Annotated in this window: 20 protein-coding genes; 14 read left to right on the forward strand and 6 right to left on the reverse strand. The window is 73.3% G+C overall.

Translation table 11 applies throughout. The features are described from left to right. Positions 1–298 precede the first annotated feature (298 nt). Both ACFP3U_RS33675 and ACFP3U_RS33680 read left to right on the forward strand, forming a co-directional pair. On the forward strand, positions 299–1,162 hold the full coding sequence (locus tag ACFP3U_RS33675; RefSeq protein WP_380229564.1) for a helix-turn-helix domain-containing protein: 864 nt from the start codon (positions 299–301) through the stop codon (positions 1,160–1,162). Continuing rightward, entirely contained in the window at positions 1,155–1,346 is a 192-nt protein-coding gene (locus ACFP3U_RS33680) for a DUF397 domain-containing protein (RefSeq protein ID WP_380229565.1), read from the forward strand. The genes ACFP3U_RS33675 and ACFP3U_RS33680 overlap by 8 nt, the downstream gene beginning before the upstream one ends. A 111-nt stretch (positions 1,347–1,457) precedes the next feature. Here the strand turns inward: ACFP3U_RS33680 and ACFP3U_RS33685 are convergent, their stop codons facing one another. Both ACFP3U_RS33685 and ACFP3U_RS33690 read right to left on the reverse strand, forming a co-directional pair. Beyond that, positions 1,458–2,060: a CatB-related O-acetyltransferase gene (locus tag ACFP3U_RS33685; RefSeq protein WP_380229594.1), complete on the reverse strand. Its 603-nt coding sequence runs from the start codon at positions 2,058–2,060 to the stop codon at positions 1,458–1,460. Positions 2,061–2,094: 34 nt separating this feature from the next. After that, entirely contained in the window at positions 2,095–4,392 is a 2,298-nt protein-coding gene (locus tag ACFP3U_RS33690; RefSeq protein WP_380229566.1) for an FdhF/YdeP family oxidoreductase, read from the reverse strand. Between the two features lie 175 nt (positions 4,393–4,567). On the opposite strand from ACFP3U_RS33690, the gene ACFP3U_RS33695 reads away from it, so the two are divergent. Then, entirely contained in the window at positions 4,568–5,251 is a 684-nt protein-coding gene (locus ACFP3U_RS33695) for a hypothetical protein (protein ID WP_380229567.1), read from the forward strand. Between the two features lie 18 nt (positions 5,252–5,269). On the opposite strand, the gene ACFP3U_RS33700 is transcribed toward ACFP3U_RS33695, so the two are convergent. Beyond that, positions 5,270–7,207, reverse strand: a complete 1,938-nt coding sequence (locus tag ACFP3U_RS33700) for an FAD/NAD(P)-binding protein (RefSeq protein ID WP_380229568.1) — start codon at positions 7,205–7,207, stop codon at positions 5,270–5,272. After that, the gene (locus ACFP3U_RS33705) at positions 7,204–8,211 is read right to left on the reverse strand and encodes an amino acid ABC transporter permease (RefSeq protein ID WP_380229569.1); all 1,008 of its coding nucleotides are present in this window, start codon (positions 8,209–8,211) and stop codon (positions 7,204–7,206) included. Before ACFP3U_RS33705 ends, ACFP3U_RS33700 begins: the two co-directional genes overlap by 4 nt. 729 nt (positions 8,212–8,940) lie before the next feature. Between ACFP3U_RS33705 and ACFP3U_RS33710 the strand changes: the two genes are divergently transcribed. The 7 genes from ACFP3U_RS33710 (at position 8,941) to ACFP3U_RS33740 (ending at position 15,917) form a co-directional block, all read left to right on the forward strand. Beyond that, entirely contained in the window at positions 8,941–10,104 is a 1,164-nt protein-coding gene (locus ACFP3U_RS33710) for an LLM class flavin-dependent oxidoreductase (RefSeq protein ID WP_380229570.1), read from the forward strand. 41 nt (positions 10,105–10,145) lie between these two features. After that, positions 10,146–10,631, forward strand: coding sequence for a GNAT family N-acetyltransferase (locus ACFP3U_RS33715; RefSeq protein ID WP_380229595.1), 486 nt, complete (start codon positions 10,146–10,148; stop codon positions 10,629–10,631). A gap of 74 nt (positions 10,632–10,705) precedes the next feature. Continuing rightward, positions 10,706–11,659: an ABC transporter substrate-binding protein gene (locus ACFP3U_RS33720; protein WP_380229571.1), complete on the forward strand. Its 954-nt coding sequence runs from the start codon at positions 10,706–10,708 to the stop codon at positions 11,657–11,659. A gap of 49 nt (positions 11,660–11,708) precedes the next feature. Continuing rightward, the gene (locus ACFP3U_RS33725; RefSeq protein ID WP_380229572.1) at positions 11,709–12,740 is read left to right on the forward strand and encodes an amino acid ABC transporter permease; all 1,032 of its coding nucleotides are present in this window, start codon (positions 11,709–11,711) and stop codon (positions 12,738–12,740) included. A gap of 77 nt (positions 12,741–12,817) precedes the next feature. Continuing rightward, positions 12,818–13,570, forward strand: a complete 753-nt coding sequence (locus ACFP3U_RS33730) for an amino acid ABC transporter ATP-binding protein (RefSeq protein WP_380229596.1) — start codon at positions 12,818–12,820, stop codon at positions 13,568–13,570. A 51-nt stretch (positions 13,571–13,621) separates the two neighbouring features. Then, the gene (locus ACFP3U_RS33735; protein WP_380229573.1) at positions 13,622–14,608 is read left to right on the forward strand and encodes an ABC transporter substrate-binding protein; all 987 of its coding nucleotides are present in this window, start codon (positions 13,622–13,624) and stop codon (positions 14,606–14,608) included. Positions 14,609–14,702: 94 nt separating this feature from the next. Next, positions 14,703–15,917 carry a serine/threonine-protein kinase gene (locus ACFP3U_RS33740; protein WP_380229574.1) on the forward strand — a complete coding sequence of 405 codons (1,215 nt, stop codon included), beginning with the start codon at positions 14,703–14,705 and terminating at the stop codon, positions 15,915–15,917. Here the strand turns inward: ACFP3U_RS33740 and ACFP3U_RS33745 are convergent. Further along, on the reverse strand, positions 15,873–16,574 hold the full coding sequence (locus tag ACFP3U_RS33745) for an MBL fold metallo-hydrolase (protein ID WP_380229575.1): 702 nt from the start codon (positions 16,572–16,574) through the stop codon (positions 15,873–15,875). The two genes, ACFP3U_RS33740 and ACFP3U_RS33745, sit on opposite strands and share 45 nt — an antisense overlap. Before the next feature lie 287 nt (positions 16,575–16,861). On the opposite strand from ACFP3U_RS33745, the gene ACFP3U_RS33750 reads away from it, so the two are divergent. After that, positions 16,862–17,722, forward strand: coding sequence for a fumarylacetoacetate hydrolase family protein (locus tag ACFP3U_RS33750; protein WP_380229576.1), 861 nt, complete (start codon positions 16,862–16,864; stop codon positions 17,720–17,722). Between the two features lie 59 nt (positions 17,723–17,781). Here ACFP3U_RS33750 and ACFP3U_RS33755 read toward each other — a convergent pair whose 3' ends face one another. After that, positions 17,782–18,531: a TetR/AcrR family transcriptional regulator gene (locus ACFP3U_RS33755; protein WP_380229577.1), complete on the reverse strand. Its 750-nt coding sequence runs from the start codon at positions 18,529–18,531 to the stop codon at positions 17,782–17,784. A 202-nt stretch (positions 18,532–18,733) separates the two neighbouring features. Between ACFP3U_RS33755 and ACFP3U_RS33760 the strand changes: the two genes are divergently transcribed. The 3 genes from ACFP3U_RS33760 (at position 18,734) to ACFP3U_RS33770 (ending at position 22,998) form a co-directional block, all read left to right on the forward strand. Beyond that, positions 18,734–19,432, forward strand: a complete 699-nt coding sequence (locus ACFP3U_RS33760) for a rhomboid-like protein (RefSeq protein WP_380229578.1) — start codon at positions 18,734–18,736, stop codon at positions 19,430–19,432. An 84-nt stretch (positions 19,433–19,516) separates the two neighbouring features. After that, positions 19,517–21,241, forward strand: a complete 1,725-nt coding sequence (locus ACFP3U_RS33765; protein WP_380229579.1) for a DUF885 domain-containing protein — start codon at positions 19,517–19,519, stop codon at positions 21,239–21,241. A 182-nt stretch (positions 21,242–21,423) separates the two neighbouring features. Then, entirely contained in the window at positions 21,424–22,998 is a 1,575-nt protein-coding gene (locus ACFP3U_RS33770) for an MFS transporter (protein WP_380229580.1), read from the forward strand. The last annotated feature ends 103 nt before the right edge of the window (positions 22,999–23,101 follow it).

Here is a 23,101-nt window from a genome sequence, read left to right on the forward strand (position 1 = left end):
ACGGCGGAGCAGTCGGGCGGGTTGCAGGCACGCATGGCGAACCTCCAGGGGAGGGCAGGGAGGGGGAGGAAAGTACGCCGAAAGTGGGCAGCAGGCACCTACCGCCACCGGGATCAGGCGTTGTTGACGATCCGTCGGATCGCCGTGAGATAGACCATAGCTCACGGCGGTATCTATTTTTTACGATCGCGGGACATTCACTCGCGAGAGCTAACGGCGGCCGGAGCATCACTCTCCGGTGGACCGTCACCCGAGCGGCGCGGCACACTTGGCCCGACCGCGCCCCCGGAAGGAAGCCATGCCTCCACGCCCGAACCCAACCATCCGTCAACGCAGGCTCGGCACGGAGCTACGGAGGATGAGAGAGCAGGCAGGCCTTGGAGGATCCGAGCTCGGCCGTCTTGTCGGCATGAGTCCCGCTCAGGTCACACAGATGGAATCTGGGCGGATCGGTATCAGCACAGATCGGCTTCACACCATCGCTGCCGCCTGCAACTGTGCCAATCGACCGCTGATCGACGCACTGGCCAGCATCATCGGTGAGCGAGGAAGAGGCTGGTGGGAGAGCTATCATGAGGTGCTGACGACGGACTTCCTTGAGGTAGCGGAAGTCGAGGCGCAGGCTCAGGAAATCGCCATCTGCACCACCACATTCGTCCCAGGGCTGTTGCAGACCGGCACCTATGCGTCGGCTGTATTCACTCGGATCTACCCGCCGTTGTCCCGAACTGAGATCGACATCAGGACTGCCTTTCGTGTGCAACGACAGCAGGTCGTGCGCTCCGGCAGGACACCGCTGCGGACGTACATCCACGAAGCGGCTCTGCGTATGCAGTTCGGAGGGCCGAGAGTTCTCGCTCAGCAGCTTGAGGCGCTGATCGAGGATTCTGCTCAGCCGGGACTCTCCGTGAGGGTGGTGCCGTTCGCGCTTGACACCTTCCCAGGCTTCGGTGAGAACCTCACCTTCGCCAAGGGGCTGGTGCCTGAGCTGGACACCGTGCAGATGGACGTGTCGCAGGGGACGCTCTTCTTCGACTCTCCGGCAGATCTGGCCAAGCAGCGGATCATCTTCGACCGGCTGGACTCCACCGCGCTCTCCGAGGACGGATCGCGCGACTTCATCCGTTCTATCAAGAAGGAAATAGAGGCCGGTTATGCCTGACGCCATATGGCAGAAGTCCAGCTACAGTGCGGCGAACAACGAGTGTGTCGAGGTCCGTGCGGGCATCGAGGTAGTCGAGCTTCGCGAATCCGATGCGCCTGGCGTGGTCCTCATAGCAGACCCCGCCGTTTTTGCTTCCCTCCTCCGCGTCATCAAGGCCGGCGAACTCGACCACCACGTGTGATCTCGCTGGCCCCTCGCTCGACCCGAGCGAGGGGCCAGCGACCTACAAGCCGCTGCTGCCCCCGCTGAGGCAGGGGCGGGAGTGGAGTGGGAAGTCGGATTCGCCGACTTCCTACTCCGGGGCGGCGGCTGCCAACTCCTCGACCGTTCCGGACATGATCGTGCGCACATGGGCGGTGATGTGCTCTGTAGGCCAGTCCCACCAGGCGATGGCCAGGAGGCGGGCGATGTCCTCCTCCTCGTACCGGTGGCGGATCAGGCGGGCGGGGTTGCCGCCGGCGATCGCGTAGGCCGGGACGTCGGCGGTGACCACCGAACCCGTGGCCACGATGGCGCCGTGGCCGATGTGGATGCCCGGCATGACCGTCACGCCGTGGCCGAGCCAGACGTCGTTGCCCACCACCGTGTCGCCACGGTTCGGGAGGTCGGTGAGCAGGTCGAAACATGCCGCCCAGGAGCCGCCCATGATCGGGAAGGGGTACGTCGACGGGCCGTCCGTGCGGTGGTTGGCGCCGTTCATGATGAAGCGCACGCCGGTGCCCAGGGCGCAGTACTTGCCGATGACCAGCCGCTCCGGGCCGTAGTGGTACAGCACGTTCCGGGTCTCGAAGGCGGTCGGGTCGTCGGGGTCGTCGTAGTAGGTGAACTCCCCGACCTCGATCAGCGGGGACGTCACCAGCGGCCGGAGCAGCACCACGCGGGGCTGCTCCGGCATCGGGTGGAGGACCGTCGGGTCGGGGACCGTCGGGTCAGGCACCGGCGCCGCTGTCGGGCTCGAAGCGGATGACGACGGCCTTGGACGTCGGGGTGTTGCTGATGTCGGCGGTGGAGTCCAGGGGCACCAGGACGTTCGTCTCGGGGTAGTACGCGGCGGCGCCGCCCCTCGCCACCGGGTAGTGGACGACACGGAAGTGCGGGGCGCGGCGCTCCACGCCGTCCTTCCACTCACTCACCAGGTCGACGTACTGGCCGTCGGTCAACGACAGTTCGGCGGCGTCCGCCGGGTTGACCAGGACGACGCGGCGGCCGCCCAGGATGCCGCGGTAGCGGTCGTCCAGGCCGTAGATGGTGGTGTTGTACTGGTCGTGCGAGCGCAGCGTCTGGAGGAGCAGGCGGCCCTCCGGCACCTCGGGGGCGGTGAGCGGGTTGACCGTGAAGTTGGCCTTGCCGGTCGCCGTCGGGAAGGTGCGGGAGTCGCGCGGGCCGTGCGGGAGGGTGAAGCCGCCCGGGCGGCGCACCTTGTCGTTGTAGTTCTGGAAGCCGGGGACGACCCGGGCGATCCGGTCGCGCAGGGTGTCGTAGTCGGCCGCGAAGTCCTCCCACGGCACGGTGTCCTGCGGGCCGAGGGTGGCTCGGGCGAGGCGGCAGACGATGGCGACCTCGGAGAGCAGGCCCGGGGCCGGCGGGCGCAGGCCGCCTCGCGAGGAGTGCACCTGGCCCATGGAGTCCTCGACGCTGACGAACTGGGCGCCGCGCGCGGTGACGTCCCGGTCGGTGCGGCCGAGGGTGGGCAGGATCAGGGCGCGGGCGCCGGTGATCACGTGCGAGCGGTTGAGCTTGGTGGAGACGTGCACGGTCAGCCGGCAGCGGCGCATCGCCGCCTCGGTGACCTCGGTGTCCGGGGTGGCGGCGACGAAGTTGCCGCCCATCGCGAAGAAGACGCCGATCCGGCCGTCGCGCATGGCCCGGATGGTGTCGACGGCGTCGAGGCCGTGCTCGCGCGGCGGCTCGAAGGAGAACTCGCGGCCGAGGGCGTCCAGGAAGGCCGGGGCGGGCCGTTCGAAGATGCCCATCGTGCGGTCGCCCTGGACGTTGCTGTGGCCGCGCACCGGGCAGACGCCGGCGCCGGGGCGGCCCACGTTGCCGCGCAGCAGCAGGAAGTTGACCACCTCGCGGATGGTCGGCACGGAGTGCTTGTGCTGGGTGAGGCCCATCGCCCAGCAGACGATGACCTTCCGGGAGCCGAGGACCATCCGGCCGAGTTCCTCGATCTGCTCCCACGGCAGGCCGGTGGCGGCGAGCACCTCCTCGCGGGAGGTGCTCCGGGCCTCGGCGGCGAACTCCTCGAAGCCGTGGCAGTGCTCGGCGACGAAGGCGTGGTCGACGGCGTGGTCGACGGCGTCCTTCTCCAGGATCAGCTGGTTGAGGGCGCGGAACAGCGCGAGGTCGCCGCCCAGGCGGATCTGCAGGAAGAGGTCGGTCAGCTTGGTGCCGTGGCCGACCAGGCCGCGGGCCTGCTGGGGGTTCTTGAACCGCTCCAGACCGGCCTCGGGCAGCGGGTTGACGCTGACGATCGTGGCGCCGGCGCGCTTGGCCCGCTCCAGGGCGGAGAGCATCCGGGGGTGGTTGGTGCCCGGGTTCTGGCCCGCGACGATGATCAGATCGGCCTGGTAGAGGTCGTTGAGGCTGACGCTGCCCTTGCCGACGCCGAGCGTCTCGGTGAGCGCCGAGCCCGAGGACTCGTGGCACATGTTGGAGCAGTCCGGCAGGTTGTTGGTGCCGAGCCGGCGGGCGAACAGCTGGTACGCGAACGCGGCCTCGTTGCTCGTCCGGCCCGAGGTGTAGAACGCGGCGCCGTCCGGGGTGTCCAGGGCGCGCAGCTCCTCGGCGATCAGCGCGAAGGCGTCGTCCCAGGAGATCGGGGCGTAGTGGGTGGCGCCCTCGTCGAGGAACATCGGCGCGGTGAGCCGGCCCTGCTGGCCGAGCCAGTAGCCGGAGCGCTCGGCCAGCTCGGCGACCGGGTGCGCGGCGAAGAACTCGGCGCGGATCCGGCGCTCGGTGGCCTCCTCGGCGACGGCCTTGGCGCCGTTCTCGCAGAACTCGGCGGTGTGCGTCTTCCCGGGCTCCGGCCAGGCGCAGCCGGGGCAGTCGAAGCCGTCGGGCTGGTTGACCTTGAGCAGGGTGCTGAGGGTGCGGCGGGCGCCCATCTGCTCGGCGGCCATCCGCAGGCTGTGGCCGACCGCGGGCAGTCCGGCGGCCGCGTGCTGGGGCGCGGAAACCCGGGGGGCGTCCTGCGCCGGATCGCTCTGCGGGGCCTGCTTGGCCATGACTGCGCTCCTCGGCTGTGCGTGCGGCCGGCGCGTCCTCGCCGGCCTGCTGCCATCCTCGCACCCGGGGGCTCGCGAACGGCAGGGGAGACCCGGCCGGAGGGTGAGGAGTAGAGGGAGAAGAAGGGGAGGTGGGGACGGGCGGCGGCGTGGATAGAGTGCGGGGGCGGCGAGAGTGCGGGGGTGGGACGGGTGGTGGTCGGCGACGTGCTCGACGGGCGGTACGAGCTGGTCGAGCGGCTGGGCCGGCGACCTCGCCGGGGCGATCGGGCTGCTCTCCACCGTGGTCGAGGACATGGGGCACGCGCTCGGCCAGTCCGACCCGGACACCCTCGCCGCCCGCTACCACCTGGTCTGGTGCATCGGCGAGAGCGGTGAGACGGTCAGCGCGATGCGCCGGCTCGCCCAGCTGCTGCCTGACCTGCACGCCGCCTGGGGCGGTCACGATCCGCGGGTGCTCAAGGCCCGGCACGACCTCGCCGTCTATACGGCCAACCGGGGCGACCTGGACGGCGCGGTGCACCAGCTGCGCGCCCTGCTGCCCGACCTCGCCCGGGTGCTCGGCGAGCAGCACCCGGCCGCCGTCCAGGCCTGGCAGGACCTCGCCGGCTACCAGCAGCGGCTGGCGGCGGCCCCGGCCGGACGGGCCGCCCGCCGGCCGCTGCCGATGCACCCGGCCGAGGCGCTGGTGCTGATCCGCTGCCTGCTGACCTGGGACTTCGCCTCGGACCGGGAGGCCGACGCCTGCGTGACCGCGCTGGAGCGGGGCACCGGGATCAAGCAGGTCGGCGACTGGATCCTCTCCGCGCCGGACCACGTCACGGCCGAGGACCTCGTGGACGAGATCTACGGGCCCTGACACCGCGCGCCCGGTCGGTCAGGCCGCCACCGCCGGCTCCGTCGCAGCGACCGCCCCCCGGGCGAGCGCGCCCAGCAGCGCCCGGGCCGCCGCGTCGTTCTGCCGGAAGCCCGGCGAGTCGGTGCGCGGCCGGGCGAAGGCCGCCGCCGCCCGCAGGCTGGTGTGCGGGCCGAGCGCGGTGCGGCGCGGGTGCGGCTCGCCGCCGAGGGCCGGGTCGAGGACGCGGCCGTCCCCGGGCCGGACGGTGAGCAGCCCCGAGCGATGGGTGTGCTCCCGGTCGCTGACCACCTCCTCGACGATCCGCCCGTCGCGGTGCAGCTCGCGCAGCAGCGGGTCCCGGGTGCGGGCCAGCGCGTGCCGGGGCAGGTACGCCTCGACCAGCGCGGTGGCGGTGACGGTGTGGCCGGGCACGGTGGTGCCGGAGGCCCGCCAGGTGCCGTTGGGCTCGTCCCGCTCGACCCGCACGCCCGCGCCGAGGAAGCGGACCACCCCGGCCTCGGAGAGCGCGAGCAGCTGGCGCAGCCGGAAGCCGGGCGGGCCGGAGGCCAGGTAGCTGAAGTAGCCGAAGAACCACTCGTCGACCTCCTCGGCCACCGACCGGGCGGTGAGCCGGTCGGCGGCGAGCAGCCGGGGCAGCTGGCCGAAGAGCGAGAGCAGGGCGAGGAAGGCGCCGAGGTCGGCGCTGTGCGCGGGGTCGGCGCGGCGGTCGGCGTCCTCGGCGATGTAGCGGCGCAGGTGCCGCTGGAGCTCCTCGGCGGAGTCGAGTTCCAGCCCGGCGAGCGGGTGGTCGAGGCGTTCGAGGTCGAGCCGGTCGGCCGGGTCGGGGACGGCCCGTTCGACGAGGGCGCGCAGCTCTGGGGAGGCCCAGGGGTGCGCGTCGTGGCCGGCGAGGAACTCCGGCCAGGGCAGGGCGGTGCGCTCCGGGTGGGCGTGGAACAGCTCGTGGTAGTGGCCGAAGGCGATGTCCTTGGCCATCAACGGCCAGGCGTCGCGCCGCAGTTCGAGTGGTCCGGGCCGGTCGAGCAGGGCGTCGACGGCGGCGGCGTCGAAGGCCCGGGGGAGCGGTGGCCGCGGGCCGAGGAGGCGGTAGCCGGTCTTGGAGTGGTACGGGACGCCGCGCCGCGAGCCGACGTGGACGACCGGTTCGCGGCCGGAGGGCCGGTAGACCAGGCCGCCCTCGGCGGTCTCCTCGAAGCGGCCGCCGCGCCCCTCGGTGAGCAGCGAGACCAGGTCGACGAAGGCGAGCCCGAAGCCGCGCAGCACGGTGTGCTCGCCGGGGGCGATGCGGTCGAGTTCGGCGGCGACGTCGGCGGAGTAGGCGGGCGGCAGGTGGAAGCGGCCGTGCCGGGCGGCGAAGGCGGCGTCGGCGGCGTACCGGGGGTCGGGGGCGGAGTCGAGGTGGCCGAGGGCGAGGACGACGTGGTCGGCGGTGAGCACCCGGTCGGTGAGGTGGACGCGCTGCGGGCCGTCCGCCGGGCCGTCGACGCGCCGCGCGGTGTCCCGGTGGACGGTGACCGTGACGTGCGGCGGCAGGTCGGCGACGGCGCGCCGGAACACCCAGTCCAGATAGGCGCTCTGGGCCCGCCGGGTGGGGAAGTCGGTGGGCGCGAGGGCGCGCAGTTCGGCCCGCAGCCGAGGGTCGGCGGTCGCCTGGTAGGGGGCGAACTCCTCGGGCCGCGCGGCCCACTCGGCCAGCGAGGGCCCGGGGCGGACCGGTCCGTCCAGGGTGGAGCGCTCGTCGGTGAACATCGTGACGTCCTCGGCCATCGAGTTCATCCGCAGCAGCGGGGACTGCTCGTGCCGCCAGATCCGGCCGCCGCCGGGCGGGTGGGGGTCGACCAGGTGGATGTGCAACGGCCGGTCGGCGGGCAGCAGTTCGGGCGCGTTGGCGGCGATCCGCTCCAGCAGGCCGGTGCCGCGCGGCCCGGCGCCGACGATCACCAGGACGGCGCTCATCGGGCGGCCTCCCCCGGGGCGGGCGCTGCGGTGGCGGCGCGCAGCCGGCGGTACGCGGCCCGGGCCTTGTGCAGCGGGCCGGGCGGCAGCCCCTCGCGGGTGGCGCCCTTCGCGAAGTGCCGTTCGACGTAGAACTGCCCGACCGAGAGCACGGTGGTGATCACGATGTACCAGAGGGTGGCGACCATCAGCATCGGGATGACCTGGTACGACTGCAGGTAGACCAGCTGCACCGAGTAGAGCAGGTCGGAGACGGCCAGCACGCTGATGATGCTGGTCCCCTTGAGCGCGCTGATCAGCATGTTCCCAGCGGTCGGCACGATCGAGCGCATCGCCTGCGGGACGACGATCCGGCGCAGCACCCGCCACCGGCCGAGGCCGAGCGCGGCGGCGGCCTCCAGCTGGCCGCGGTCGACGGAGAGGATGCCGCCGCGCACCACCTCGGCGGCGTAGGCGGCCTCCAGCAGGGTCAGTCCGACGACGGCGGTGAGGGTCGGGCCGAACAGGTTGACCGTCCGCACGGTGAGGAACTCCGGGCCGAACGGGATGCCCAGGCCGAGCGTCGGGTAGAGCGCGCCGATGTTGAAGAAGAGCAGCAGCTGCACCAGGGCCGGGGTGGAGCGGAAGATCCAGATGTAGATCCAACTGAGCGTGCGCAGCACCGGGTTGGCCGACAGCCGCATGGTGGCGAGCACGGTGCCGAGGACGAAGCCGAGGCCGAGGGTGACGGCGGTCAGCCAGAGGGTCAGGGTGAGGCCGTTCATCACGGAGGTGGCGGTGAACCAGTCGGCGACCACGCCCCACTGGAACGCCCGGTTGTGGACCAGGGAGTTGACCACCATGGCGAACAGCAGCAGGGCGGCGGCGGCGGAGATCCACTGCCCGGGGCGGCGGCGCGGGACGATCCGGGCGGTGGCGGCAGCGGCGTCGGGAGCGGTGGTGGCGGCGCGGGGCGGCGGGACGAGGGCGGCGGGGGCGGGCAGGACGTCCGGCGGGGTGGCCATGCGGAGGCTCCAGGCGGGAGGGTGGAGATGCGCGCGGGCGCACGGGGACGGGGTACGGCGTGGTCACGTACGGCCGTGGCGGCCGGCCCGCGTCCCTCAACACGGCCGGCGATGCACTGCGCTCCGCTGTCGATCGTACGCGTGCGCGAGCGGCGGGTGTCAAGGGTCGTCAGGGGCCGTCAGGGGCGGGAGGCCGGGGGCGCGGGGCGCGTCGCGTGGCGACAGGAGATCGCAACACTGCGGCAATGGTGGGTGGTTGACGCCGTGCGCGGTTCACTGTTCAACTTGAGCCCATGTACGCCGAGCAGCCCCTGGTCACCCGCGACCACATCGACTTCGGTCGGGTGTGGTCCGCGGCGTGTCGCGGCTGACCCGGCAGCGGGCCGCCCGTCCGGCCCCGTCCTCCCCCGGAGGGACCTCCCTCGGTGCCCCGTCCGGGGCCGGGACGGCCGTCACTTCCTGACGGCTCGTCGACCGCGCGCTGCCGCCACCCCCCTTTCTCCTCGTCGCCCGCTGCGCTCCGGCAGTTCCGCAGTTCCGCACTTCCGCCACCCGTTCCGCGGGCCGTCACGGGCCCGTCGTCGCTCCGCTCCCGCTCCCGTTCCCGCCCCGGCGTCCGTCCGGCGGTCCCTCCTGCCTGCCCGCCGGCTCATCCGCCCCTGCCGCCCCCTGCCGCCCCCTGCCGTCCGCGTCCACCGGACCGCGTACGACCCGAAAGGTTCCGCCACCATGCCCGTCGAATTCCTCGGCATCGCCGCCACCGCCGACGGTACGGAGACCACCGCGAGCACCACCGCCGCGTTCGACCGCGACTACACCCTGCGGCTGGCCCGCGCCCACGAGGACCACGGCTGGGACCGCGTGCTGTTCGCCTACGGCTCCGGCTCGCCCGACCCGGCGCCCGCCGCCGCGTTCCTCGCCTCCCACCTCGACACCCTGCAGATCCTGCTCGCCCACCGCCCGAACGTCTCGTACCCGACCTTCGCCGCCAAGACCTTCGCCACCCTGGACCGGATCAGCGAGGGCCGGCTCACCGTCCACTTCATCACCGGCGGCAGCGACCACGAGCAGCAACGCGAGGGCGACTTCGTCACCAAGGACGAGCGCTACGCCCGCACCCGCGAGTACATCGGGATCGTCAAGAAGGCATGGACCAGCCGGGAGCCCTTCGACCACGAGGGCGAGTACTACCGGTTCAACGACTTCGTGTCCGACGTCTTCCCGGTGCAGGAGCCCCGGCCGGGCGTCTCCTTCGGCGGCTCCTCGGAGGCGGCGTACGCGGCCGGCGGCGCCGAGGCGGACATCTACTGCCTCTGGGGCGAGCCGCTGGCCCGCACCGCCGAGCAGATCGAGCGGGTGAAGGAGGCGGCGCGGGCCGCCGGGCGGAGCGACCTGCCGCGGATCCAGGTGGCGTTCCGGCCGATCATCGCGCCGACCGAGGAACTGGCCTGGGAGAAGGCGCACCGGACGGTGGCCGCGATCCGGGCCCGCCGGGAGGGCGGCCAGCTCGTCCGCCGTGGCCGTCCGGCCGGTACGGCGCCGGAGAACGCCGGGTCGCAGCGGCTGCTGGAGATCGCCGAGGCCGGCGAGCGGTACGACCGGGCGCTGTGGACGCCGACCGCCGCCGCCACCGGCGGGGCGGGCAACTCCAACGCGCTGGTCGGCACCCCGGAGACGGTCGCCCAGGCGCTGCTCGACTACTACGACCTGGGCGTGGACATCCTCTCCGCGCGCGGCTACCACCTGGTCGACGACGCGATCGACTTCGGCCGGTACGTCATCCCGATCGTCCGCGAGGAGGTCGCCAAGCGGGACGCCGCGAAGGCCGCCGCGAAGGCCGCCGCGAAGGCCGCCGAGTCCGAGCGGCGGCAGCTGATCGCGGTGCAGGCGTGAGCAGTGCGGCCGTGCGCGGAGCAGCCGTGCGCGGAGCGGCCCTGAGCGGCGCGCCGGCGCTCGGCATCGAGGTCCGCCGGACCGGCATCGACGACCCGCTCGCCGAGCCGCTGGTGCGCGAGCTCACCGAGGAGTACGTCCGCCGCTACGGCCCCGGCGCGTACGAGGAGATGACCCGCTACCCGGCCGACAGCTGGGCCGAGCCGCACGGCCTGCTGCTGCTCCTGCTGGAGGACGGCGAGCCGGTGGCCGGCGGCGCGTACCGGCGGTACGACGCGCGGACGGCCGAGCTGAAGCGGATGTGGACGTCCTCGGCGCACCGCCGCCGCGGGCTGGCCAGCCGGGTGCTGGCCGAGCTGGAGCGGGCCGCCGACGCGGCCGGCTACCGCCGGATCTACCTCACCACCGGCCCGCGCCAGCCGGAGGCCAAGGCGCTCTACCTGGCCGCCGGCTACACCCCGCTGTTCGACCTCACCGCCGACCCCGAGGCCGTCGGCCCGCTGCCGTTCGAGAAACATCTCCCCTGAGGGCCCACCCCCGGGCCCGCACCGCACCCGTTCCCCCACGCCGCACCCGTTCCTCCCGAAAGGCACCCCCACCCGTGAGAACCACCACCGCCCGCCGCCGGCTGCTCGCCGCCACCGCCCTGCTGCCGGTCCTGGCCCTGGCGGCGTGCAGCTCGGACCCGAGCACGACCACCGGGTCGGGCGGCCCCGGACAGCCGGCCGCCTCCGCCGCCGCCGAGGACCTCGTCTCCGGGCTCAAGAAGTCGGACACCGCCGCCGCCCTGCTGCCCGCCGACGTCCGTACCGCCGGGACGGTGAAGTTCGGCTCCTCGATCGGCGCCCCGCCCTCCGCGTTCTACGCCGACCAGGCCACCAAGAAGGCCGCGGGCGTGGACATCGACATCGCCGACGCGGTGGCCAAGGTCCTCGGCCTGAACGTGCAGCGCGAGGAGGCGGCGTTCGAGACCATCCTGCCCGCGCTCGGCAGCGGCAAGTACGACGTCGGCACCGGCAACTTCGGGGTGACCGCGGCCCGGCTGAAGACCATCGACTTCGTCACCTACATCGACGACGGCCAGGGCTTCTCGGTCAAGAAGGACAACACCGCGGTCAAGCCGGTGACCGACCTGGTCCAGCTCTGCGGGCTGACCATCGGCACCGGCGCCGGCACCACCTTCGAGACCACGCTCAACGCGCGGAAGAACGTCTGCACCGACGCCGGCAAGCAGCCCTACGACGTCAAGGCGTTCAGCGACAACGGGGCCACACTGACCAGCCTCCAGCAGGGCCGGGTGGACCTCGTGATGTCCACCATCAACGGCCTGCGCTACCAGGCCGCGCAGGAGGCCTCGGGCACGCGCTTCCTCGGCGAGTTCCACCGGCTCGACGTCGGCTTCGCGTTCAAGAAGGGCTCCGCGCTCACCCCCGCCTTCCAGGCGGCCGTCAACGAGCTGATCAAGGACGGCACCTACGAGCGGATCCTCAAGAAGTGGGGAGTGACCGACTCGGCCGTCAAGGAGTCCCAGATCAGCCCGCCCGAGCACGCGTGAGCCGGCCGGATCCCGTTCCCTGTCCAGGGCCCTTCGGAGGAGTCCCCCCATGACCATCGCCACCACCGCCCAACCCGTCGCAAAACCCAGTGGCAGAACCGCCGCCGAACCCGCCGAGTCCGCCGGACCCGTCGCGTCCGCCCCGCTCGACCTCGGCGAACTCACCGGCCTGCGCACCGTCCCCGCCCGGCACCCCTGGCGCTGGGCGGCCGGCCTCGCCACCCTCGTCGTACTGGCCCAGTTCGCCCACGGCCTGGCCACCAACCCCGCCTGGGACTGGGCGACCTTCCGGCTCTACTTCTCCGCCGACACCATCCTGCAGGCGGTCGGCCGCACGGTCGAACTCACCGCCTACGGCACCGTGCTGGGCTTCGTCCTCGGCGCCGGGGTGGCCGCGATGCGGCTCTCCCGCAGCGCGATCCTGCAGTCCGTCGCCTGGGCCTACGTCTGGGTGTTCCGCTCGATCCCGCTGATCGTCCAGCTGGTCTTCTGGTTCAACCTCTCCTACCTCTACAAGCGCTTCGGCGTCGGCATCCCGTTCGGGCCGACCTTCGGGGACTTCGAGACGATGGGCGTGCTGGGCGCGCTCGGCGCGGCCGTGCTCGGCCTCGGGCTGCACCAGGCCGCGTTCGCCGCCGAGATCATCCGCGGCGGGGTCCTCGGCGTCGACCCCGGCCAGCGCGAGGCCGCCGCCGCGCTGGGCGTGCCGCGCTGGCGCCAGGCCTGGCGGATCATCCTGCCGCAGGCCATGCGCGGCATCCTGCCGTCCGCCGCGAACGAGGTGATCTCGCTCTTCAAGGGCACCTCGGTGGTCTACGTGATGGCCATCGGCGAGCTCTTCTACCAGGTGCAGGTGGTGTACGGCCGCACCGGCCGGGTGGTGCCGCTGCTGATGGTGGCCACCGTCTGGTACGTGCTGCTCACCACCGTGCTGTCGATCGGCCAGTACTACGTCGAGCGGTACTTCGCCCGCGGCGCCGACCGCACCCCGCCGCCCACCCCGCTCCAGCGGGCCCGGTCCCTCGCCCGGGGCCTGCGCGCCCGCACCGCCACCGCCGTCGCCCTCGGAGGCCGCTCGTGACCACCGTCGTCAAGGAAACCCGCGTCGAGGAATCGCCGGTGGACGGGACCCCCGCCGGGGAGCCCGCCGCGCCGCCCATGGTGCAGGTCCGCGGCCTGTGGAAGAGCTTCGGCCCGAACGCGGTGCTGCGCGGCGTCGACCTCGACGTGCCGGCCGGCTCGGTGACCGTGGTGCTCGGGCCGTCCGGCTCCGGCAAGTCCACCCTGCTGCGCTCGATCAACCACCTGGAGAAGGTGGACCGCGGCTTCGTGGCGATCGACGGCGAGCTGATCGGCTACCGCCGCGTCGGGGACCGGCTGCACGAGCTGAAGGAGCGCGAGGTCCTGCGGCAGCGGACCGGCATCGGCTTCGTCTTCCAGAACTTCAACCTCTTCCCGCACCTCACCGTGCTGGAGAACCTCGTCGAGGCGCCGGTCGGCGCCCTGCGCCGGCCGAAGGCCGAGGCCCGGGCCCGCGCGCTGGAGCTGCTGGAGCGGGTCGGCCTGGCCGAGAAGGCGGACGCCTACCCGCGCCAGCTCTCCGGTGGCCAGCAGCAGCGGGTGGCGATCGCCCGGGCGCTGGCGCTGGACCCCAAGGTGCTGCTGTTCGACGAGCCGACCTCGGCGCTCGACCCGGAGCTGGTCGGCGAGGTGCTCGACGTCGTCCGGGACCTCGCCGGGGCCGGCACCACGATGATCGTGGTCACCCATGAGATCGGCTTCGCCCGCGAGGTGGCCGACACCGTGGTCTTCATGGACGACGGGGTCGTGGTCGAGCAGGGCCCGCCGGCCGAGGTCCTGGACGCGCCGCGGCACGAACGGACCAGGGCCTTCCTCGCCAAGGTCCTCTGACCCACCGCTTCACCGTCCCCCTTTCGACCGCACAACCGCAGGAGTTCCGCCATGTCCCTACCCCGTCGCGCCCTCGTCACCGCCGCCGCGCTCGCCGCCGCCGTCACCCTGGCCGCCTGCGGCAGCTCCTCGGACGCCGCGGCGGACCTCGCCCCCGCCAAGGGCAGCACCGCGCCGAACGGCACCACGGTGAACCTCACGCCCCAGCAGAACCGGGTGACCACGCCCAAGGTGGACGCCATCGCCGCCCTCGTCCCGGAGGAGATCAGAAAGCGCGGCAGACTCACCGTGGTCGACTCGCTCGGCACCACGCCGCCGCTGGACTTCTACGCCAACGACGACAAGACGATCATCGGCGTCGAGCCGGACATCGCCGCCCTGATCGGCAACGTGCTCGGCCTCGACGTCGAGCTCAACCCGGTGTCCTGGGAGAACATCTTCGTCGGCCTGGACAGCGGCAAGTACGACGTCGGCATCTCCAACATCACCGTCACCGAGGCCCGGAAGGAGAAGTACGACTTCGCCACCTACCGACTCGACATCCTCGGCTTCGAGGCGAAGAAGGGCAGCGGCTGGAAGGTCACCGGGCCCAAGGACATCGCCGGGAAGACCATCGCCGTCGCCTCCGGTACCAACCAGGAGAAGCTGCTGATCGCCTGGAACGAGGAGAACGTGAAGAACGGCCTGAAGCCGGCCGACATCAAGTACTTCCAGAACTCCTCGGACTACTACCTGGCACTCTCCTCCGGGCGGATCGACGCCTACGTCGGCCCCAACCCGGTGGCCGCCTTCCACGCCGTGCAGACCGGCGAGACCGAGGTGATCGGTACCTATTCGGGCGGTGGCGCCGATGTGCTCGGCAAGATCGCGGCCACCACGAAGAAGGACAACGGCCTGGTCCAGGCGCTGAACGGGGCGATCAACGAGGTGATCAGGAACGGCAGCTACGCCCAGGTGCTGAAGCGCTGGGGCCTGGACGCGGAGGCGGTGCCCACCTCCGAGGTCAACCCGGTCGGCCTCCCCAAGCCCAAGGCCTAGAGTCCGGAGCCGTTCACCTCCGGGCCCCTCCCCGCCGCTATCGTGACCGGTCAGGATGAACGGTGTTCGATTCCGGTGGACTTGGGGGGAACGCATGCAGGCGGGCGATGTCGTGGGCGGCCGCTACCGGCTGGACCGGGAGCTCGGCCGGGGCGGGTTCGGCGTGGTCTGGGCCGCCCACGACGAGACCATCGGGCGGGCGGTCGCGCTCAAGGTGCTCTCCGAGGAGAAGGCGGGCGACGAGGAGGCGGTCGGCCGGTTCATCCGCGAGGCCAGGACCGTCGGCCTCCTGTCGAACCCGCACATCGTCACCCTGTTCGACTACGGGCGGGTGCAGGACGGCGCCCGGTCCACCCACTACCTGGTGATGGAGCTGGTCCGGGGCCGGTCGCTCGCCCAGGTGATGCGGGAGGAGCGGCCGGAGCCGGCCGTCGCCCTGCGGTGGGTGCGGCAGATCTGCAAGGCGCTGGACGCCGCGCACCGCAACGGCGTGGTGCACCGGGACATCAAGCCCGAGAACATCATGATCACCGAGGGCGGTGAGGCCAAGGTGCTGGACTTCGGCATCGCCCGCCTGCTCTCCCAGCCGGCCGCCGGCGGCCTCACCTCCACCGACGTGGTCATCGGGACGCCGGTCTACCTGGCGCCGGAGTGCTGGGCGGGCGGGCGGATCGACGGCCGGGCCGACCTCTACGCGCTCGGCGTGGTGCTCTACCAACTGTGCACCGGCCGCCGCCCGTTCAACGCCGACCAGGCCGTCACCATGATGTACGCGCACCTCCACGAGCCGCCGCCGCCCCCGCACACCGCCGACCCGGCGCTGGACCGGCTGATCCTCCAGCTGCTCGCCAAGCGGCCGGAGGACCGGCCCGCCGACGCCGCGGAGGTCCGCCACCGGCTGCGCGACCTCAGGGTGCTGCGCGAGCTCAAGGGGGCCGGCGACCCGGAGGCGCTGCGGCAGCGGGCCGACGACGCCTGGCGGCGCGGCGCGGCGGGCTCCCCCGAGCGGGCCGTCGAGCAGTTGGTCGCGCTGATCCCGCGGTTCGCCCGGGCCTTCGGGCCGGCCGACCTGCGGACCCTGCGCACCTGCCACGACCTGGCGCTCTGGCTGGCCCGCTCGGGCCGGCCGCGGGCGGCCGTCGCCCTGCTGCGCGAGCTGCTGCCCGCGCTGGACGGCCACCCGCGGGCCCGCGAGGACGTCGGGCGCGACCTGGAGCGCTGGGAGCGCGAGAGCGCCGGCGCCGAGCCCGAGCCGGACCGTCCGCTAGCGCTGGCCGAGCTGCTCGACGGCTCGGCGCAGGGTGGCTGAACCGCCCTCGGCGATCGGCACGCCGTGTCCGAACAGCACGGTGTCGGCCTCCAGTTCGGCCAGCCGGCGGAAGGAGGCGACGGCCAGGTCGGGATCGGCGTTGAAGATGCCGGGCATGGTCCGTTCCTCCATGTTGGCCGCGAGGTCGCCGGTGAACAGCACGCCCCGATCCGGCAGGTGCAGCGCGATCGACCCGTCGGTGTGGCCGGGTACGTGCACCACCACGGCGCCGCCGCCGAAACCGAGCACCTCGCCGTCCAGCACCTCGCGGTCGACCCGGCACGGCGGGGCGGGCGGCAGCGGGGGCAGGGAGTTCCAGATCTCCTCCTCGAAGGGGCTCAGCACCATCGGCCGGGGCTGCTGCTCGCCGCGGAGCACCGGGGCCTCCAGCCGGTGGGCCACCACCTCGGCGCCCAGCCGCCGGGAGAGTTCGGCGGCCGATCCGGCGTGGTCCTCGTGGTGGTGGGTGAGCACGATGGTGCGCAGCGCGGCCGGGTCGGCGCCGGCGGCGCGGATCGCCGCCTCGATCGCGTCGGCCTGTCCGGCGGTGCCGGTGTCGATCAGGGTGAGCGCGCCGTCCTCGTCGCGCCAGAGGTGGGCGGTGCCGAAGTCCAGGGTGATGACGGTCAGTTCGGGGCGTATCCGGGTGATCTCCATGCGGCGGATCCTGCCCCGCTCCACCGCCGCTCGACCGGATGTTCGCCCCGGGCGTGACGAGCCGGACGGGTAGGACCAGCCGGACGGTTCGCGGCCGGCTGTCAACCGTACGGGCGCCCAGCGCGGCCCCCGCCGGGCCCGGACGATCGGGAGGATTTCGCCGATCCGGACCGTCTGGTCCGGCCCGCCGCGCCGTTGATATACCTCGCAGCACAAGGCGCCGGGCGCGGTCCGCACCGCCCCGGCGAGCCTGCGACGTACTCGACGAACTAGGAGGTGGGGATCGGATGAAACTCCTTCGTGTCGGCCCGCCGGGCGCCGAGCGCCCGGTCGCGCTGGGTCAGGACGGCACCGCGTACGACCTCTCCGGGGTGACCGCGGACATCGACGGCGGCTTCCTCGCCGGGCTGGCCGACGGCGGTCTGGCCGGGCTGGCCGCGCGGGTCGCGGCCGGCCGGCTGCCGGTGGCCGAGATCGGCGGCCGGCGGATCGGCCCGCCGGTGGCCGGGCCCGGCAAGGTGGTCGGCATCGGCCTCAACTACCGGGACCACGCGGCCGAGGCCGGCGCGCCGATCCCGGACGAGCCGGTGATCTTCCTCAAGCCGAGCTCCACCGTGGTCGGCCCGTACGACGAGGTGCTGGTGCCGCGCGGCGGGGAGAAGACCGACTACGAGGCCGAGCTGGCCGTGGTGATCGGCCGGACCGCCCGCTATCTGCCGGACCGCGCGGCGGCGGCCGGGGCGATCGCCGGGTACACCATCGCCAACGACGTCACCGAGCGGGCCTTCCAGTTCGAGCGCGGCGGCCAGTGGGACAAGGGCAAGTCGGCGGAGACCTTCACGCCGCTCGGGCCCTGGCTGGTCACCGCCGACGAGGTGGCCGATCCGCAGCGGCTGCCGCTGCGGCTCTGGGTCAACGGGGAGCTGCGGCAGGACGGCTCCACCGGGCGGATGATCTTCCCGGTGCTGGAACTGGTCCGCTACGCGAGCCAGTTCATGGTGCTGGAGCCGGGCGACGTGATCGTCACCGGCACCCCGGCCGGCGTCACCCTCGGCCGCCCGGGCACGCCGTACCTGACGCCGGGCGACATCGTGGAGATCGAGATCGACGGCCTCGGGCGGCAGCGGCAGGTCCTCGGCAAGGCCTGACGGGCCGCGGTCCCGACCCTTGGCACGGGGGTCGGACCGGGGCATCCGCAGCCGGCCCGCTACTCGGCCGGGGCGCCCAGCACCGCCCGCAGCCGCGCCGTCCGCGGCGAGTCCGGGCCCTCCAGGGCCAGCAGCCCGGCCAGCACCTCGGCGGTCTGCCGGTCGTGCAGCGCGGTCGCCGCCGCCATCGCCACGAACTGGTCCACCAGCCACTCCCGCAGCTCGTCCACCGGCACCGCCCGGTCCTCGTCGAGCCAGCTCAGCGAGGCCCCCTCGACCACCGCGATCCACGAGCGCACCAGCAGGGTCAGCCGCGGCCCGGCCTGCCGCACCCCGAGGTGGCGCAGCGTCCGCTTCAGCGCCGCCCGCCGGACGTCGTCCACGATCGCCGAGGTGCGGGCCGTCTCCACCACCGAACCGCCGCGCAGCAGCGCCGAGTAGCCGGTGCCGTGCTCGGCGACGAAGGCGAAGTAGCCCTCCAGGACGGCGGACAGCTGCTGGGTCGGGGTCCCGCCGAGCGGCACCGCGAACCGGCCGGTGAGCTCCTCGGCCGCGCTGCGCAGCGCGGCCTCGTACAGCTGCTGCTTGCCGCCCGCGAAGTAGCGGTACACCAGCGGCCGGGAGGCGCCGGCGGCCTGCGCCACGTCGTCCAGCCCGACCTCCTCGGGCGCCCGGTGCGCGAACAGCTCCAGGGCCACCGCGATCAGCTGCTCGCGCCGCTGCTCCACCGGCAGCCGCCGGTACCCGGCGCGCCGCGGCCGGGAGGCCGGTTCGGGAGCGGGCGGGACGGGCGCTGAGCTGGCTTCCATGCCGGTCAGCGTAACGGCCCCGGGCCGGATCGGAGCCGGGTGTGCACCGATCTTCCGAACGGGTGTTTGCACCCGTTCGGGCGTTTCGTTCCGGGTCAGGACGGCCAGGGCGGCCCCGCCGGGAGGCGGTCCGGGAGGCGGTCCGGCGGTCCCCGGCCGAGGATGGGAGGCAGCACGCCGTCCTACCGAGGAGGCCCGCCGGATGGCGCACACGCTGGAGCGGCCGCCCCGCGCGCGCCGCCTGCGCGGGGCGCCCCGGGCGCTCTGGTCGTGGGTGCGCTCGGCGCCGGGGACGTACCTGTGGCTGCTCGTCCTGGCGGTCACCAGCTTCGCGGTGGCCCGGATGGATCCGCGCACCCTGGACTGGTTCCTGGCCGCCCGCTCGACCAACCTGGACCAGCTGCGCTCGCGCCCGGTGCACGCCCTGGTGGCCAGCGCGCTGTGGACCGAGACCTCCGACTGGCCGCTGTACGCCGCCCTGTTCACCGTCTTCCACGCCAACGCCGAGCGCTGGCTGGGCACCCTGCGCTGGTTCGCGGTGGCCGCGACCGCGCACGTGCTGGCGACCCTGGTGAGCGAGGGCGTGGTCGCCTGGGGGATCGTCCGGGGCACCCTGAGGCGGAGCATGGCCGACACGGTGGACGTCGGGGTCTCGTACGCGCTGGCGGGGGTGGTCGCGGTGCTCACCTACCGGTTCGCCGGCCGCTGGCGGTGGCTGTACGGGGGCGGGGTGGTGGTCTTCTACCTGGTGCCGCTGCTCGTCTCGCACACCTTCACGGACCTCGGGCACTTCAGCGCGGTGCTGATCGGCCTCGGCTTCTTCCGATTCGCACGCGGACGACCCCGCTGGGATCCGGGCCACGCGCTGCGGCGGTGGTGGGCGCGGCGCTCCCGGGGGTGATTCCGCCCGGTCGGACACCAACTGGCCGGTCCATGCCATCGGATTGGGGCTTGCAAACGGCGCGGGCCACGAAATGATGTCCGGATGGTTGAACTGATCAGCTCCGACGGCACCACCCCCCGCCGTGTCGCCGACGCCTATGTGCGGGACCTCGCCGAGCTCGACCCGCTGACCGCGGTGTACCTGGGCCTGAACCCGGAGGACGACCGCCTCCCCGACCTCTCGCCGGCCGGCGCCGAGGCGATCGCGGACCTCGGCCGCTCCACCCTGGCCCGGCTCGGCGAGGCCGAGGCGGCCCTCGGCGCGGCCGGACCGGCCGACGCCGCCCGGGGCGAGGCCGAACGGCGCTGTGCCCGCCTGCTCCGCGAGCGGCTCGTCGCCGAGCTCGCCGTCCACGACGCGGGCGAGCGCTACCGGGCCGTCCACAACCTGGGCTCCCCGCTGCACAACCTCCGTGACGTCTTCACCCTCATGCCCACCGACACCGAGGAGCAGTGGGCCCTCCTCGGCCGCCGCCTCGCCCGGGTGCCGGAGGCGCTCACCGGGTACCGCGCGACCCTCGTCGAGGGCATCGAGCGCGGCCTGCTCTCCGGCCCCCGCCAGGTGACCACGGTGGTCGGCCAGGTCGGCGAGTGGCTGGCCGGCGACACCCCGGGCGGCTGGTTCGGCGAGCTGGTCAAGGAGGCCCCCGAGGCGGTGCGCGCGGAGCTGGCCGGCCACGCGGTGGCCGCCACCGAGGGCCTGGCCGACCTGCGCGACTGGCTGCGCGACGTCTACGGCCCGGCCGCCGCCGACGCCCCCGACACCGTCGGCCGCGAGCGCTACGGCCGCTGGGTGCGCTACTGGACCGGCGCCGACCTCGACGTCGACGAGGCCTACGCCTGGGCCTGGCAGGAGTTCCACGACCTGCTGGCCCAGATGCGGGCCGAGGCCGAGAAGGTCAAGCCCGGCGCCGAGCCGATGGAGGCGATGAAGTGGCTGGAGACCGACGGCCCCGCGCGGGACGGCGCCGAGGCCGCGCGTGAGTTCCTCCAGGGCCTGATGGACGGCGCGATCGCCGACCTCCAGGGCACCCACTTCGACCTCGCCGAGCCGATCACCCGCGTCGAGTCGCGGATCGCCCCGGCCGGCAGCGCCGCCGCGCCGTACTACACCGCCCCCTCGCTGGACTTCAGCCGCCCGGGCCGGACGTGGCTGCCGACCCTCGGCCGCGAGCGCTTCCCGGAGTGGGACCTCGTCTCGACCTGGTACCACGAGGGCGTCCCCGGCCACCACCTCCAGCTCGCGCAGTGGAACTACGTCGCCGACCGGCTCTCCACCTACCAGGTCAGCCTCGGCGGCGTCAGCGCCAACCTGGAGGGCTGGGCGCTGTACGCCGAGCGCCTGATGGACGAACTCGGCTACCTCACCGACCCCGGCCACCGGCTCGGCTACCTCAACGCGCAGATGATGCGGGCGCTGCGGGTGATCGTCGACATCGGCATGCACGCCGGCCTGGACTTCCCGGCCGACTCGCCGTACCGCCCGGGGGAGCCGGTCGCGCCGGACGCCGCCCGTGAGTTCTTCGGCCGGTACTGCGGGCTGTCCGCCGACTTCCTGGACAGCGAGCTGGTCCGTTACCTGGGCCTGCCCGGCCAGGCGATCGGCTACAAGCTGGGCGAGCGGGCCTGGCTGCGCGGCCGGGCGGCGGCCCGCGCGGCGCACGAGGCGCGCGGCGAGGTGTTCGACCTCAAGGCCTGGCACATGGCGGCGCTGTCGCAGGGCTCGCTGGGCCTGGACGACCTGGTCGCGGAGCTGTCGGCGCTGTAGGGCGCGAGGTCCGGACTGCGGCACGAGGTCCCGGGACCTCGTGCCGCAGTCCCGGCACCCCTGGTGCTTTGGTCCCATTTCGACCGATTTGGTGAGCTTTTTCCTTGCCATTCGCCGCCCGGCGCGTTTGGCTTGAAGGCGACTGCGTGACCTCTCCGCAACCGTCCGGAAAGGCTCCCCCAGTGTCCTCCCACGCCCAAGCTGCCACCGGTCATGGAACGGCGGACCCCCGCCGCTGGTGGGCCCTGGCGGTCATCGCCATCGCCCAGCTGATGATCGTCCTCGACATCACCATCGTGAACATCGCCCTCCCGTCGGCCCAGAAGGATCTCGGGATATCGGACGCCGACCGGCAGTGGGTGATCACCGCCTACACGCTGGCCTTCGGCGGACTCCTGCTCCTCGGCGGCCGGCTCGGCGACCTCTTCGGCCGCAAGCGGGTCTTCACCGTCGGCCTGCTCGGCTTCGCCCTCGCCTCCGCGATCGGCGGCGCCGCCAGTGGCCCCACCATGCTCTTCGCCGCCCGCGCCCTCCAGGGCGCCTTCGGCGCGCTGCTCGCCCCGTCCGCGCTGGGGCTGCTCTCCACGACCTTCTCCGATCCGAAGGAGCGGAGCACCGCCTTCGGCATCTTCGGCGCGATCGCCGGCGGCGGCGCCGCGATCGGACTCCTCCTCGGCGGCGTGCTCACCGAGTACCTCAACTGGCGCTGGTGCCTCTTCGTGAACACCCCGATCGCGGTCGGCACCGCCTTCGCGGCGTTCTCCGTGCTCACCCGCGACCACATCGGCAAGGGCACCCGGATCCGGCTCGACCTGCCCGGCGCGGTGCTCGGCTGCGGCGGCCTGCTGGCCATCGTGTTCGGCACGTCCCAGGCCGTCACCCGGGGCTGGGGCGACTGGCTGGTGCTGGGCTCGCTGGGCCTCGGCGTGCTGCTGCTCGCGGTGTTCGTCCTGGTCGAGCGGCGCACCCCGCACGCGCTGCTGCCGCTGCACATCGTCGCCGAGCGGAACCGGGGCGGCGGCGCCCTCTCGGTCGGCCTGGCGATGATCGGGATGTTCGGCCTGTTCCTCTTCCTGACCTACTACCTCCAGGTCATCAAACACTTCTCGCCGGTGATGTCCGGCGTCTCCTTCCTGCCGATGACCGCGGCCATCGTCATCAGCTCGACCGGCTTCGCGGCCCGGCTGATGACCCGGGTGCCGTCCCGGAACCTCATCGGACCGGGGCTGCTGCTGGCCGCCGCCGGCATGGCCTGGCTGACCCAGATGAAGGTGGACAGCCCCTGGGCCGGCATGGTGCTGCCCGCCGAACTGCTGCTCGGCTTCGGCATGGGCCTGATCTTCATGCCCTCGATGAGCCTCGCCACCCTCGGCGTCGCGCCGAACGAGGCCGGCGCCGCCTCGGCCACCATCAACTCGGCCCAGCAGGTCGGCGGTTCCTTCGGCACCGCGCTGCTCAACACCATCGCGGCCAGCGCCACCGCGAGCTGGCTCGCCGCCCGGGTCACCAGCGCCGGGGATCCGGCCGTCCAGGCCCAGGGCGCGGTGCACGGCTACGTGGTGGCCACCTGGGTCGCGATGGGCATCCTGCTGCTGGCCGCGCTGATCGCCTTCGTGATGATCGACCACCGGCCGGACCCGGGGGAGGCCACCGGGGCGACCGGCGGCGCGCCGGGCACCGCGGCCGAGGCCCCGGCGGGCGCCGGGGCGCAGCTGCCGCAGAGCCAGTCCTCGGCCCGACAGCCACGGGCCACCTGACCGCCTGACCGCCGCACCGGCCGCACCGGCCGCCCTCGGTCCGTCGCCCCCGTCCGCCGACCTCCCGGACGGGGGCGACCGGCTGAATTCTCATGCCGCTCAC

The sequence above is a fragment of the Kitasatospora misakiensis genome (genome assembly GCF_042656005.1).
GTDB lineage: Bacteria > Actinomycetota > Actinomycetes > Streptomycetales > Streptomycetaceae > Kitasatospora > Kitasatospora misakiensis.

Bases quoted from the DNA above. Each gene is read 5' to 3' on its own strand.
- ACFP3U_RS33690 (WP_380229566.1), bottom strand. From the start codon at position 4,392: ATGGCCAAGCAGGCCCCGCAGAGCGATCCGGCGCAGGACGCCCCCCGG.
- ACFP3U_RS33725 (WP_380229572.1), top strand. From the start codon at position 11,709: ATGACCATCGCCACCACCGCCCAACCCGTCGCAAAACCCAGTGGCAGA.
- ACFP3U_RS33735 (WP_380229573.1), top strand. From the start codon at position 13,622: ATGTCCCTACCCCGTCGCGCCCTCGTCACCGCCGCCGCGCTCGCCGCC.
- ACFP3U_RS33680 (WP_380229565.1), top strand. From the start codon at position 1,155: ATGCCTGACGCCATATGGCAGAAGTCCAGCTACAGTGCGGCGAACAAC.
- ACFP3U_RS33750 (WP_380229576.1), top strand. From the start codon at position 16,862: ATGAAACTCCTTCGTGTCGGCCCGCCGGGCGCCGAGCGCCCGGTCGCG.
- ACFP3U_RS33755 (WP_380229577.1), bottom strand. From the start codon at position 18,531: ATGGAAGCCAGCTCAGCGCCCGTCCCGCCCGCTCCCGAACCGGCCTCC.
- ACFP3U_RS33685 (WP_380229594.1), bottom strand. From the start codon at position 2,060: ATGCCGGAGCAGCCCCGCGTGGTGCTGCTCCGGCCGCTGGTGACGTCC.
- ACFP3U_RS33765 (WP_380229579.1), top strand. From the start codon at position 19,517: ATGGTTGAACTGATCAGCTCCGACGGCACCACCCCCCGCCGTGTCGCC.
- ACFP3U_RS33710 (WP_380229570.1), top strand. From the start codon at position 8,941: ATGCCCGTCGAATTCCTCGGCATCGCCGCCACCGCCGACGGTACGGAG.
- ACFP3U_RS33675 (WP_380229564.1), top strand. From the start codon at position 299: ATGCCTCCACGCCCGAACCCAACCATCCGTCAACGCAGGCTCGGCACG.
- ACFP3U_RS33740 (WP_380229574.1), top strand. From the start codon at position 14,703: ATGCAGGCGGGCGATGTCGTGGGCGGCCGCTACCGGCTGGACCGGGAG.
- ACFP3U_RS33700 (WP_380229568.1), bottom strand. From the start codon at position 7,207: ATGAGCGCCGTCCTGGTGATCGTCGGCGCCGGGCCGCGCGGCACCGGC.
- ACFP3U_RS33745 (WP_380229575.1), bottom strand. From the start codon at position 16,574: ATGGAGATCACCCGGATACGCCCCGAACTGACCGTCATCACCCTGGAC.
- ACFP3U_RS33705 (WP_380229569.1), bottom strand. From the start codon at position 8,211: ATGGCCACCCCGCCGGACGTCCTGCCCGCCCCCGCCGCCCTCGTCCCG.
- ACFP3U_RS33730 (WP_380229596.1), top strand. From the start codon at position 12,818: ATGGTGCAGGTCCGCGGCCTGTGGAAGAGCTTCGGCCCGAACGCGGTG.
- ACFP3U_RS33760 (WP_380229578.1), top strand. From the start codon at position 18,734: ATGGCGCACACGCTGGAGCGGCCGCCCCGCGCGCGCCGCCTGCGCGGG.